This window comes from Nocardioides sp. NPDC057577, from assembly GCF_042801335.1.
GTDB lineage: Bacteria > Actinomycetota > Actinomycetes > Propionibacteriales > Nocardioidaceae > Nocardioides.
On the sequence record NZ_JBHVGB010000064.1, the window covers coordinates 14876 to 27807 of the forward strand.

Genomic DNA, 12932 nt, shown 5'->3' on the forward strand with positions numbered 1-12932 from the left:
TCCCTCCATGCGTTGCGTCATCATCGTGCCGACCTTCAACGAGGCGGCCACCCTCCCCACGCTGCTCACGAGCCTCGAGACCGTCAGGGCCGCCGGCGACCGGGCGAGTATCGACGTCCTGGTCGTCGACGACGGCAGCCCGGACGGCACCGCCGCGCTGGTCGAGGCGCACGAGGGGTTCGGCGACTGGCTCGCCCTGCTCGGCCGTACGTCCAAGGACGGTCTGGGGGCGGCGTACCGGGCCGGTATCGCCGCGGCCGTCGCCGGCGGCTACGACGCGATCGTCCAGATGGACGCCGACGGCTCCCACCCCGCCGCCGAGATCCCGGCGATGCTCGCGCTGCTGCGCACCCACGACGTCGTCCTCGGGTCCCGGTACGTCCCGGGCGGCGCCACCGAGAACTGGCCGCTGCGCCGGCGCGCGCTGTCCTGGTGCGCCAACGCCTACGCCCGCCGCGTGCTGGGGCTGAGGACGCACGACACGACCGCGGGGTTCCGCGCGTGGCGCACCGAGGCGCTGGTCCGGGCCGGAGTCCTGCAGACGACCTCGACCGGCTACGGCTTCCAGGTGGAGAACACCTGGCGCTGCGAACGGCTGGGCCTGCGCGTGGCCGAGCATCCGATCACGTTCGTCGAGCGCACCGCCGGCACGTCCAAGATGAGCGGCGAGGTGGCCCGCGAGGCCGCCGTCATGGTGCTGCGATGGCGGCTCGCGGAGCTCACCTCCGCCCGGCCGCACCCCGTGGGCGCGGCCGGCGCGATGATCAGAAGGTGATCCCCCGGGCGGCGAACCGGTCGCGGACCAGGTCGGCGGCCGCCTCGCCGTCGCGCGCGACCGCCGCGGCGTACGTCTCGGCGGCTGCGGCCTGGAAGCTGGTGTCGGGGGCGTAGGAGAACTGGGAGTAGATCAGGGTGGTGTCCCAGTCGCGGGTGGAGAGGCCGAGGGCCTGGTAGCCCTCGCGGATCTCCCACAGCGCCTGGCTCCAGATCTGGCCGTCGTAGTGCACCTGGTTGCGGCGGTCCTCGAGGGTCAGGTCGAGGTGGAAGCTGCGGATGCAGTGCGGGGCGTCGGTATAGGAGGTCGAGTCCCAGTCCATCGGGCACGACGGGTCGGCGGCGACCGGCCAGCCGAACTCCGCGGCGGCGTCGAGCCCGACGGTGACGGCGAGATAGTCGCCGAAGGACTCCCCGATCGCGCCGGCGTCCAGGCTGCTGCCGTAGCCGGGCACCTGGCTGGCGTGGACGGCGTGGCCGTACTCGTGGACGATCACCTCGGCGTCCTCGGCGTCGTCGACACCACCCTTGCCCAGCCGGATCCGGTAGGGCTTGTCGGTCTGGTAGGAGTTGTCGCCGCCGTACTGGTTGATCTTGACCGAGAACGGCTCGTTCAGGACACCCGGGAGCGTCTCGCCGAAGCCGAGGGTGTGCAGGTAGGTCTGCGCCCGGGTGACCCAGAAGTAGCCCATGACCTGCTCGAACTGGTCCTGGTGGCGGTCGTAGGAGAAGGTGTTGGTGGTCGAGCGCGCGGGCGTGCCGGTGCTCGACTCGACGACCGCGTAGTCGCCACGGAGGTAGCCCGAGCCGTCCAGGTGGGTGAGCGGAACCTGGGCGTAGGCGCTGTCCGGGACGGCGCTCGCGGCGTCCTTCTGGTCGCTCAGGTCCTGGTCGTTGCTGGACTGGACCGGGTTGACCATGAAGACGCGGGCGGTGCCCTCGGAGGATCCGCTGTCCGGGGCCGCGGTGGCCGGGATCAGCGGGGCGGCGAGCCCGGCGGTGGCCGCCAGGCCGGCGGTGACGGCGATCGAGAGTCTGCGCATGTGGGGCATGGTCTTCTCCTGGACTGAACGGCCGTGCGGCCGGTGATACCGGGAGGTTATACCGCCAGGATGTCCTTGGACAGGAGTTCTTCCAGCGGAAGGTCGGGATCGAGCTCGATCCCGAAGCTACGGGCATGGCCGTCGATGACGAACCAGATCGACTGGGCGGTGAGCCGCTCCAGCGTCTCGGCGGGCAGGCGCTCACCGGTCCGGGTCAGCCAGCGGCGTACGGCACCGAAGACCGCGCCGACCAGGCCGTAGATCAGCGGGTCGAGCGCCTCGGCCTCCTCCTCGGTGGGGTTGCCCCCGAGGGCGAGGACGGCGGTGCCGACGATCGCCGAGATCCGGCCCGCGAGCTGCTCCATCCCCTGCTGGAAGGGGCCGTCGTCACCACCGTCGATGTCGTGGTCGGCGGCGAGGTGGAGAGCCGGATGCGCCCGGGCCCAACGGACATAGGTGCCGATGATCCGCTCGATGATCTGCGGCACGGTGCCGTCGAGGGTGATCCCGGGCATCAGGTCGGACCAGAGGCCGTCGAGGATCGCCTGCTGCACGGCCCGGTCGAGGTCGGCACGATCCTCGAAGTGGCGGTAGATGACCGTGCGGGACAGCCCGGCGCGCACCGCGATCTGCTGCACCTGTACGTCGGCGCCCGGCTCACCGGCCTCGATCACCGCGATGGCGGCGTCGATGATCTGCTGGCGGCGCTGCTCGTTGTGCTTGCTCCACCGGTCCTGCCGACCATCGCGCTTCTCGGCCACCCGAGTCTCCCCCTGCTCCCCTGTTTCGCTCCGTGTCGAGAGCGTCTCAGCGCTCCTTGCGACGTCCAAGAGAGTATCGGGGTTTCCGCGACTTCGCGGCGATGCCCCGCATCTCCTCGACATCGGTGATCTTCACCCGCGGACGGCCGGACTCGGCGCCGCGACGCTTCTCCTCGCGGTCGATCGCCTGCCAGCCGGCCAAGTCGACCATGGCGGGCTGGCGGCTGCGTACGACCGCGGTGATCTCGCCGGCGTCACCGACCGGGGCCGGGATCCGGTCCGCGTCGAGGTCGTCGAGCAGCTGCTCGACCGTCTCCTCTGCGTCGGACTTGTTGGTGCCGATGAAGCCGTTGGGGCCGCGCTTGACCCAGCCCGCGACGTAGACACCCGGGAGCACCCGGCCGCGCTCGTTGGGGACGGTGCCGGTGGCGGCGTCGTAGGGCAGGTCGGCCACGGGCAGCCCCTTGTAGCCGACCGCTCGCAGGAGCATGCCGGTCTCGAGGACCTCGGTCTCGCCGGTGGGAACGGCCCGGACGACACCGTGCTCGTCGCGCTGCAGACGGTTGCGACCGACCTCGACCCCGGCGACCCGGCCCTCGCCCAGCACGCGCACCGGCGAGCTGAGGAAGCGAAGGACGACCGTACGCAGCTCCGGACGCACCTCGCGGCCGGCGAGCTCGCGCAGCAGCCGGGTGGTGGTCGCGCCGCCGGCGAGCGCCTCCTCGATCGGAAGGTCCCCGGTGTCGACGACGACGTTGATTCCGGTGTGCCCCATCAGCCCGACCAGCTCGGGCACGGTGAAGGCCGCCTCCTCGGGCCCCCTGCGCCCGAGGACGACGACCTCCCGCACCGCGCTGTCGCGCAGGACCGCCAGCGGCCCCTCGGCGATGTCGGTGCCGGCCAGCCGCTCGGAGTCCTCGGCGAGGATCCGGGCGCAGTCGAGCGCCACGTTGCCGTTGCCGACGAGGACGACCCGCCCCGACGGGAGGGAGTCCGGGTCGAGGTGGACGGGCAGGTCCTGCTTGTCGGGATGGCCGTTATACCAGCCGACGAAGTCGGTCGCGCTGAGCGAGCCGGGCAGGTCGTCGCCGTCGATCCCGAGAGTCCGGTCGCTCGCCGCGCCGACGGTGTAGACGACCGCGTCGTAGCGAGCGGTCAGCTCGGCGTGGGAGACGTCCTTGCCGACCTCGACACCCAGGAAGTAGCGGAACCCAGGCTGCGACTCGATCTGCGCGAAGAGCCTCTCGATCTGCTTGGTGTTCTGGTGGTCCGGCGCGACCCCGGCCCGGACCAGGCCGTACGGCGTCGGCAGCCGGTCGAAGACGTCGACGGTGATCTCGGGGTGCTTGAGCAGCTCGTCGGCGGCGTACATCCCCGCCGGCCCGGCGCCGACCACCGCGACCCGGAACGGCCCGGTGCGGGTCAGCCGGCGCTGGGGGTGGACCAGGGCGAGCGGGGTGCGGTCCTGGTGCGGAAAGACCTCGAAGTACTCCGCATTGATCGCCAGGAACGGCGTCTGCGCGGCGCTCAGGGTCGTGTGCGGGACGATGGCGTCGGCCGGGCAGGCCGTGACGCAGGCTCCGCAGTCGACGCAGCTCTTGGCGTCGACGTAGAGCATCTCGGCCTCACCGAAGCCGGGCTCGCCCGGGGCGGGGTGGATGCAGTTGACCGGGCAGGCGACCACGCACGAGGCGTCCGCACAGCACGACTGGGTGACGACGTGAGGCACTGGTGACCGGTCCTCAGTACGAGGCCGCGCGCGGCTCGGCGCGGAAGCGCGAGGCGCGACCGTCGATGCCGGTCAGCTTCCACAGCAGCTTGGCCGGGCCCTTGCGGATGCCGAGGTTGTCGGCCAGGAGGCGTACGTCACCGAAAAGGTCACGCAGCAGCTTCTCGGACTCCGCGGAGTCCCACCAGATCTCCTTCGCTACCTCGTCCGGGATGCCCATGTCGTGGCGGGCCTGCTTGCTCGGGACCATGATCACGTCGCAGAGCAGGCGCATGATGACCGGGAAGAGGTAGGCCAGCAGCGTCTTCTTCACGCGGCCGAGCTCGGGCACGTGCTGCTCGAGGTACTGGTGGGCGAAGCCGATGTGGCGGGCCTCCTCGGCGATGTGGATCTGCATGATCCGGTTGGCCGCGGGGTGGCTGCCGCCGGAGCGCATCGCGCCCTTCTGCAGGTGGTCGATCGGTTCCTCGCCGGCGAGGATGCCGGTGAAGAACGCCTCCGGGAAGAACGCGCCCGCCGAGGCCATGAAGGGCACCAGGACCTTGAAGTAGGTCGGCGCGCCCGCCACGTCGGGGTTCACCCGGTTGACGAACTCCTGGAACATCTGGGTGTGGTGGGTCTCCTCGGTGACCTCGTGGGTCGCGTAACGGAACTCCGGGTTGTTGTTCGACGACCAGACCAGGTGGTTCATGACGCCGCCGATGAGCAGCTGCTCGAACTGCAGGCCGACCTTGGCGACCTGGGCCCAGCGGTACATCCCGATCTCGATCTGGCGCTGCTTCGACAGCGCCTTGTACCACGGGTGGGCACCGATCTCGTCGGAGTCGTTGAGGATCCAGCGCTCGTCGTCGGGCAGCACCGCAAGCTCGTCGGAGTCCCAGTCGATGTCCTTGAACGGGTCGAAGTGCACCTCCACCGAGGCCTCGGACAGCGTACGAAGCGTGTCGAGGTAGGCCTGCTTGCCCTGGCGGACGTATCCAGCGGACTTCTCATCCTGAACAGCGGTCATGACGATCGCTCCTTTGCATCGCTGAGTTCTACGTTGAGCTGACGACGTGACCCACGTTACCCGGACACGCGTCCCGATAACAAGAGTACGCGCGACTTCGTGTCACGCGTATCTTCGGGGCATACGAAAGCGCCCCATCCCGGCTGGGATGGGGCGCTTGTCGATGGCGGCGCTCAGACCTGCTCGTGCGACTCCACGGCGGCGACGATCCGCTCGATGGCCTCGTCGACCGGGATGCCGTTCTCCTGGTGGCCGTCGCGGTAGCGGAAGCTGACCGCGCCCTTCTCGACGTCCTCGCCTCCGGCGATCAGCATGAACGGGATCTTCTGGAGCTGGGCGTTGCGGATCTTCTTCTGGAAGCGGTCGCTCGACTCGTCCACCTCGACGCGTACGCCTGCCTTCTTCAGCTTGCCGGCGATGTCGTAGACGTAGTCGTTGAACGCATCCGCGACCGGGATCATCTCCACCTGGACCGGGGCGAGCCACGGCGGCATGGCGCCGGCGTAGTGCTCGACCAGCACACCCAGGAACCGCTCGATCGAACCGAACTTCGCCGAGTGGATCATCACCGGCTGCTGGCGGGTGCCGTCGGCGGCCTGGTACTCCAGGTTGAACCGGTCCGCGGCCGGCTGGTTGAAGTCGTACTGCACCGTGCCCATCTGCCAGGTCCGGCCGATCGCGTCCTTGGCCTGGACGGAGATCTTCGGTCCGTAGAACGCGGCACCGCCCGGGTCGGGCACGAGGTCGAGACCGGTCTCGGACGCGACGTCCTCGAGGATCTTGGTGGCCTCGGCCCAGTCCTCGTCACTGCCGACGAACTTGTCCTTGTTGGAGTCGTCGCGGGTCGACATCTCCAGGTAGAAGTCGTCGAGACCGAAGTCCTTGAGGACGGTCAGCATGAAGTCGAGCAGGTGCTTGACCTCGGCCGGTGCCTGCTCCTTGGTGCAGTAGGAGTGGGAGTCGTCCTGGGCGAAGCCACGCACGCGGGTGAGGCCGTGGATGACGCCCGACTTCTCGTTGCGGTAGACCGAGCCGAACTCGAACAGGCGCAGCGGCAGCTCGCGGTAGGACCGCCCGCGCGAACGGAAGATCAGGTTGTGCATCGGGCAGTTCATCGCCTTGAGGCGGTAGTCCTGCCCGTCCACGTCCAGCGCCGGGAACATGCCGTCGCCGTAGTAGGGCAGGTGACCCGAGGTGTGGAAGAGCTGCTCACGCGCGATGTGCGGGGTGCCGACGTACTCGAAGCCGTGCTCGATGTGCTTGGCGCGTACGTAGTCCTCCATCTCCCGCTTGATGATCCCGCCCTTGGGATGGAAGACCGGGAGGCCGGAGCCGATCTCGTCCGGGAAGGAGAACAGGTCGAGCTCACGGCCGAGCTTGCGGTGGTCGCGGCGCTCGGCCTCCTCGATCCGGGTCAGGTGGGCGTCGAGCGCCTCCTTGGACTCCCAGGCGGTGCCGTAGATGCGCTGGAGCTGCTTGTTCTTCTCGTCGCCACGCCAGTACGCCGCGGCGCTGCGCATCAGCTTGAAGGCCGGGATCCGCTTGGTGGTCGGCAGGTGCGGGCCGCGGCACAGGTCCTTCCACGCGATCTCGCCGTTGCGGTCGAGGTTGTCGTAGATGGTCAGCTCGCCACCGCCGACCTCGGCACTGGCGCCTTCGGCGGCATCGGCCGCCGAGCCCTTCAGCCCGATCAGCTCGAGCTTGTAGGGCTCGTCGGCCAGCTCGACGCGGGCGTCGTCGTCGGTGGTGACCCGGCGGGAGAACTTCTGGTTGGCCTTGATGATCTTCTTCATCCGGGACTCGATCTTGACGAGGTCCTCGGGCACGAACGGGGTCTCGACGTCGAAGTCGTAGTAGAAGCCGTCGGTGATCGGCGGGCCGATGCCGAGCTTGGCCTCCGGGAAGAGCTCCTGCACCGCCTGCGCCATCACGTGCGCGGTGGAGTGACGCAGGATGTCGTGGCCGTCCTTGGAGTCGATCAGGACACCCTCGACCTCGTCGCCGTCGGCGAGCTCGTAGGCGAGATCCTTGAGATCCTCACCGACCCGGGCCGCGATCACGTCGGGGTTGTCCGCGAAGAGCTCCCACGCCTTCGTGCCCGTAGTGACCGTCCGCTCCTCGCGCCCGTCGGGGGTGAGTACGGCGATCTTGATCTCGGACACGATTTCTCCTGGCATCGTTCGGGTGGACTTGGGCCACGCCGATCGTATCCAGATGGTGGCGCACACCGTGCATCAAGCACCGCCGGACACCACCCGGACCGGCTCATTCATAGAGCCAGACGGTGTGCTCGTCGTTGACGAAGATCGCCCCCGCCCCGGCGGCTACCTCGACATCCTGGCCGGGCTCCTCTTCCGTCGCCAGCGAATCGACCTCGTCGAGCGTGAGCGTCCACTCCGGCGCGTCACGGCCCCACTCTCGGTATCCGATCGTCGCGCCGTCGACGGTGTAGACACCTTCGTCGAGCGTGTCCGCCACGTGGTCGTAGCCGTCCTCGGCCAAGGCTCCGTCGATGTCGTAGAGGCCGCCACTCGACCTCTGCAGGGTCATCTCCTTCCCGTCGACCGCGACGACATCGACCGCCATCCACCCGAAGCCGCCTTCGACGATGTCAAGACTCCCCGCCTCGCCCTCCTTGCCGTAGATCGGGAACGGCGGCGTGGGGCTCACCGACACGCCCGCGGTCTCGTCGTAGGAGTACGGCGGCGAGACTGCGTACCTGTTGCCCGCGACACTCCTCACGTCACCGGAGACGTTCTCGGTCCACAGGCTCTTGCCCGTCTTCGGGTCGAAGGCGAACAGGCTGCCGGACGTCACCAGAACGAAGTCGTCGTTGGCGCGAAGCCCGAGCAGATACTCCTCCGCCAGACCTGCGGCATGGCCCGGGGGCAGCTCGGTGCTCCACTCCTGCTCGCCGCTCTCCTCCGCGTATCGGGTCAGCTGGTCGCCGTCGAGGGCGAAGGTCGCATCGTCGGCGTAGGCGAAGTCCTGGCCGGTGATGCTCCAGTCCTCCTCCTTGCTCTCGGGATCGAGCTTGGTCAGCTTCTCGCCGACCCGGACCACAAAGTCGCCGTCCTCGGCGATGCCGTGGAGACCGACCTCCGGATCGGTGTTCTCCCAGACGACCTCGCCGTCGTAGTCGAACACGACGTCGCCACTGTCGCTGTCGCTGCCCGCGCTGGAAGCCGTGGCGACGTACCAGCTCGCCGTGATCAGCTTCTGGTCCTCGTAGAAGTTGAGGTAGTTGTAGGGGTGCCGCTCGTCGCGCCAGCGCTCCTTGCCGTCCTCGTCCAGGGCGACCAGCCCAGGCTCCTCGCCACCCAGCTTGACCAGGTTGAGCCCCGGTCCGGGGTAGACGTACGCGACCGGCTTGTCGGACTCCCAGGACCACTCCTGGCTCGGCTCGGTCGTCACCGGCCCTGCGGTCAGCTCGCCGCCCTCGTCGTCGCGTAGGAGCAAGAAGGCGGCGGTGCCGATGCCGGCGACGAGGAGCAGCACCACGCCGATGGCGAGACCGATCCACAGTCCTGTCCGCTTCTTGGGGCCCGGCGCCGGGAAGCCTGGCGGCGGAGTTCCCGGCGCCGCCCACTGGGCAGGCGGCGGGGGCGGCGGGGTCCATGAGCCCGGCACCAGGGTCGGTTCGTCGTGAATGCCCGGCGTGGGCGGGCCGAATCGCGGAACCCCACAGGTGGGACAGGCGGTCACACCGGCAGCGAGCTGCGTACCGCAGCGCGGGCAGGTCGGTTGGGGCATCTGGGTCATGATTTCATCGTTTATCAGACGTATCCATCGTTTTGCCTTCGAAACGCACCGTTTCCCGGCAATCAGATGGGTCGACCGGGTCGACATGATCCGCGCCGCAGCGCACGGTAGCGTCAGTCGTGATGACACAGATGCGCGCAACCGTGGTCCACAACGGCGAGCTCTCGGTGCGGTCGGTGCCGCGACCGGAGCCCGGGCCGGGTCAGCTGCTGATCAAGGTGCTGCGCACCGGGATCTGCGGCTCCGACCTGCATGTCCGCGAGCACGCCGACGAGCTCAACCAGGTGGTCACCGAGATCGGCTACACCACCGCGATGACTCCGGACCAGGAGATCGTGCTGGGCCACGAGATCCTCGGCGAGGTCGTCGCCTACGGCTCGGAGACCCGGGGTCGCTGGGAGCCGGGCACCTCGGTGGCGGCACTGCCGGTGCTGCGTACCGACGGGGCGGTCCACATGGTCGGCTTCGACGTCGACTCCCCCGGCGGCTTCGCGGAGTACTGCGTCGTCCAGGAGGCGTTCACCTTTCCGGTCCCCGATGGCGTCTCGCCCGACCAGGCGGTCTTCACCGAGCCCCTGGCGGTCGCCTTCCACGCCGTACGCCGCGGAGCGGTCTCCGCGCGGCGCCCCGCCGTGGTCATCGGCTGCGGCCCGATCGGGCTCGCCGTCATCCTCATGCTCAAGGCGCAGGGGGTGAAGACGGTCGTCGCCTCCGACCTCTCCCCCGCGCGCCGCGCGCTCGCGGTGAAGTGCGGTGCCGACGTGGTCGTCGACCCGCGCGAATCCTCGCCGTGGGACGCCTACAAGCAGCGTGGCCCGGTGAAGTCCCTGACCGACTACCTGGGCTTCGGGATCGACGCGATGCAGGTCGTACGCCGCATCCCCCTGCTCCCCTGGGAGACGGTGCTGCTCAACGCCGACCGCCTGGGGCAGTCGCCGACCGGCCCGGTGGTCTTCGAGTGCGTCGGCGTGCCCGGGATGCTGGAGCAGATCATGACCGCGGCGCCGCTGCACACGCGCGTCGTGGTGGTCGGGGTGTGCATGGAGCCGGACACGATCCGGCCGGCGATCGCGATCCACAAGGAGATCGACCTGCGGTTCGTGTTCGGCTACGACCCGGCGGAGTTCGCGCGCACGCTCGAGCTGATCGCCGGCGGGAAGGTCGACCCCTCACCGCTGCACACCGGGACCGTCGGGCTCGACGGGGTCGCTCAGGCCTTCAACGATCTGGCCGACCCGGAGACGCACGCGAAGATCCTGGTCGACCCCTGGGCGTGATCCACGGTTCTGGTGAACGGATTCATGGCATACCCCGATAGGCTTCCGATCTCGATCGTCCATCGCCTCCGAAAGAGCTCGTGACCCCCACCACCGGCCCCAAGTCCCGTCTCATCATGCCGTCTCGGCGGATCCTGCGGCTGCAGCGGCGCACCACCGCCGCGGTCGTGCTGCTCACTCTCGGCCTCGGAGCGCTGGCGATGCTGCTCCCCGTCGCCGCGGTCGCCCAGCAGGTCGCGGACCGCTGGAACAGCGGTCGATGGGCGGAGGTGAAGGTGGTGGAGCGCTGCGAGTTCGACGCGGGCACCGGCGACATCCTCGCCTGCACCGGCCGGTGGAAGGTCGCCGGCGAGCAGGTGACCGGGCAGATCCACGGCACCCTGCGCGACATCGGCCGCGACCCGAACCCGTCCAAGGCGACCTTCCGGATGTGGGTGGTCGGCGCGGACGCCTACGGCGAGCATGCGATCAACCCGTGGCCGGTACGCATCCTCGGCATGGGCCGCGATCCGGTGCTCTGGGGTGGTCTCGGGCTCGTCGTGCTCGGCCTGGCGGTGCTTCCGACACGGCGGGCATGGCTGCGTACGCCGAGCGAGGAGTCGCTCTCCGAAGATCTTGTCATCCGGCTGAGCACCCACCCGGCGCACGGGCGGGCCTGGCTGGTTCCGGTCGGGCTGCTCGGCGGCCCTGCGCTGGTCGGGCTCGGCGCCTGGATCGCGACCCGCCCGCAGCTGCCGATCGTGATCGTCCTGGCCGGCTCGGCGGTCGCACTGGCCGGGCTGGGGCTCGGCTTCCGGCTCACCTGGCTCGGGCTGAGGCGGCCGCTGGCGGTCGACCTGGGACTGTACGAAGGCGGGCTGGTCCTGGAATATGCCCGGCACACCGATGTCGTGCTGTGGGACGACGTGGTCAGGATCGACACCGGTGTCGCCGACTCGCGCAAGCCCAACCCGCGCATCGACATCACCCTGCACCTCGTCACCGGCCGCTCGCTGCCGCTGCCTCAGGTCGATCACCAGCACAGCCTGGCCGCACATCTGCGCCGGCATGAGCCGACGATTCTGGTGGACGGATCACCTACCGGTAGTATCTGACTCATCAGCGGCCCGTTCCGGTCTTGCCCCCGGCTGCTTTCGGTATCAACTCATTATGGCGAGACACCTCGCTTGAAAAGTTGACTCCTCCTTGTCTCAGCAGAGCTTCAGCGCGCTCGGCGTGCCCGCAGACCTCACCGCCGTCCTCGACCACCACGGCATCACCTCCCCCACCCCGATCCAGGCCGCGACCCTGCCGGACTCCCTCGCCGGGCGCGACGTGCTCGGTCGCGGGCGGACCGGGTCGGGCAAGACGTACGCCTTCCTGCTTCCGCTCGTCGCCCGCCTCGCGGGTGGCGCCCGGGCGAAGTCCGGCAAGCCGCGGGCGCTCGTGCTCGCCCCGACCCGTGAGCTGGTCCGCCAGATCGAGGAGTCGCTGCGGCCGCTCGCCGCAGAGGCCGGCCTGAGCGTCCAGACCGTCTTCGGTGGTGTCGGGCAGAACCCGCAGGTCATCGGCCTGCGCAAGGGTGCCGACGTCGTGCTCGCCTGCCCCGGCCGCCTCGAGGACCTGATCTCGCAGCGTCACGCCGACCTGTCCTCGATCGAGGTCACCGTCCTGGACGAGGCCGACCACATGGCCGACCTCGGCTTCCTGCCCGCCGTGCGGCGCCTGCTGGCGATGACGCCGAAGGGCAGCCAGCGCCTCCTGTTCAGCGCGACGCTCGACAAGGGCGTCAACGTGCTGGTCAAGCAGTTCCTCCAGCAGCCGGTCATCCACGAGGCCGACTCGGCGCAGTCGCCGGTGGCCGAGATGGAGCACCACGTGCTGCATCTCTCCGCCCGCGAGCACCGCATCCCTGTGCTCGCCGACCTCGCCGCCGCTCCGGGCCGCACCGTCGTCTTCACCCGCACCAAGCACGGCGCCAAGGGCGTCGCCCGCCAGCTCGGCCGCGCCGGCATCCCGGCCGTCGAGCTCCACGGCGACCTCTCCCAGAACGCCCGCGTGCGCAACCTGGAGGCGTTCCACTCCGGCCGGGCGACCACCCTGGTGGCCACCGACATCGCCGCCCGCGGGATCCACGTCGACGACGTCACCCTCGTCGTCCACGCCGACCCGCCCGCCGAGCACAAGGCCTACCTGCACCGCTCCGGGCGTACGGCCCGCGCCGGCGCCTCCGGCACCGTGGTCACCCTGATGCTGCCCGACCAGGTCAAGGACGTCCGCACCCTGACCCGAGCCGCCGGGATCAAGCCGACCACGACCCGCCTCGACGGCCCCAGCCACCCGATCCTGGTCGAGCTGGCTCCGGGCGAGCGCAGCCGCCCCGGCCCGTTCGTCCCGGTCGTCACCCAGCCGCCGCGCCGCCCCGCCGGCGAGGGCACCGGCAACCGGAAGAGCCGCCCCGGCTCGCGTGCCCGCAAGCGCCAACGCGCTGCTGGCAGCCGCTGAGTCTCCACCGTCGGTCGAGCCGCCGGAGCCGCTAGGCGAAGGCGTGTCGAGACCAACACGGTCCTCTCGAGCGCCGAGGGGACCGTGTTGGTC

At 69.8% G+C, this 12932-nt stretch carries 10 protein-coding genes; 4 read left to right on the forward strand and 6 right to left on the reverse strand.

Features of this window, described 5'->3' with window-relative positions; all coding sequences use genetic code 11:
* Nucleotides 1–7: 7 nt before the first annotated feature.
* Nucleotides 8–775 carry a polyprenol monophosphomannose synthase gene (locus ACFU7D_RS14705; RefSeq protein ID WP_378868170.1) on the forward strand — a complete coding sequence of 256 codons (768 nt, stop codon included), beginning with the start codon at nt 8–10 and terminating at the stop codon, nt 773–775.
* Here the strand turns inward: ACFU7D_RS14705 and ACFU7D_RS14710 are convergent.
* The 6 genes from ACFU7D_RS14710 to ACFU7D_RS14735 all read right to left on the reverse strand — a co-directional run bounded on the left by ACFU7D_RS14710 (nt 765) and on the right by ACFU7D_RS14735 (nt 9078).
* Nucleotides 765–1817 (reverse strand): M36 family metallopeptidase, encoded by a 1053-nt coding sequence (locus tag ACFU7D_RS14710; protein ID WP_378868172.1) that lies wholly within the window; start codon nt 1815–1817, stop codon nt 765–767. The two genes, ACFU7D_RS14705 and ACFU7D_RS14710, sit on opposite strands and share 11 nt — an antisense overlap.
* 56 nt (nt 1818–1873) lie before the next feature.
* The gene (locus tag ACFU7D_RS14715) at nt 1874–2578 is read right to left on the reverse strand and encodes a TetR/AcrR family transcriptional regulator (protein ID WP_378726772.1); all 705 of its coding nucleotides are present in this window, start codon (nt 2576–2578) and stop codon (nt 1874–1876) included.
* Nucleotides 2579–2624: 46 nt separating this feature from the next.
* Nucleotides 2625–4307, reverse strand: coding sequence for an FAD-dependent oxidoreductase (locus tag ACFU7D_RS14720; RefSeq protein ID WP_378868175.1), 1683 nt, complete (start codon nt 4305–4307; stop codon nt 2625–2627).
* A 13-nt stretch (nt 4308–4320) separates the two neighbouring features.
* A complete protein-coding gene (locus ACFU7D_RS14725; RefSeq protein WP_378868177.1) occupies nt 4321–5316 on the reverse strand; it encodes a diiron oxygenase in 996 nt (331 codons plus the stop codon).
* Between the two features lie 173 nt (nt 5317–5489).
* The gene (thrS, locus tag ACFU7D_RS14730) at nt 5490–7478 is read right to left on the reverse strand and encodes a threonine--tRNA ligase (protein ID WP_378868180.1); all 1989 of its coding nucleotides are present in this window, start codon (nt 7476–7478) and stop codon (nt 5490–5492) included.
* A gap of 103 nt (nt 7479–7581) precedes the next feature.
* Nucleotides 7582–9078, reverse strand: a complete 1497-nt coding sequence (locus ACFU7D_RS14735; RefSeq protein ID WP_378868183.1) for a PQQ-binding-like beta-propeller repeat protein — start codon at nt 9076–9078, stop codon at nt 7582–7584.
* Nucleotides 9079–9200: 122 nt separating this feature from the next.
* Here ACFU7D_RS14735 and ACFU7D_RS14740 point away from each other — a divergent pair, with 122 nt between their 5' ends.
* The 3 genes from ACFU7D_RS14740 (at nt 9201) to ACFU7D_RS14750 (ending at nt 12839) form a co-directional block, all read left to right on the forward strand.
* A complete protein-coding gene (locus tag ACFU7D_RS14740; protein WP_378868185.1) occupies nt 9201–10355 on the forward strand; it encodes a zinc-binding dehydrogenase in 1155 nt (384 codons plus the stop codon).
* An 80-nt stretch (nt 10356–10435) separates the two neighbouring features.
* The gene (locus ACFU7D_RS14745; RefSeq protein ID WP_378868187.1) at nt 10436–11449 is read left to right on the forward strand and encodes a hypothetical protein; all 1014 of its coding nucleotides are present in this window, start codon (nt 10436–10438) and stop codon (nt 11447–11449) included.
* Between the two features lie 91 nt (nt 11450–11540).
* Nucleotides 11541–12839 carry a DEAD/DEAH box helicase gene (locus ACFU7D_RS14750; RefSeq protein WP_378726786.1) on the forward strand — a complete coding sequence of 433 codons (1299 nt, stop codon included), beginning with the start codon at nt 11541–11543 and terminating at the stop codon, nt 12837–12839.
* The last annotated feature ends 93 nt before the right edge of the window (nt 12840–12932 follow it).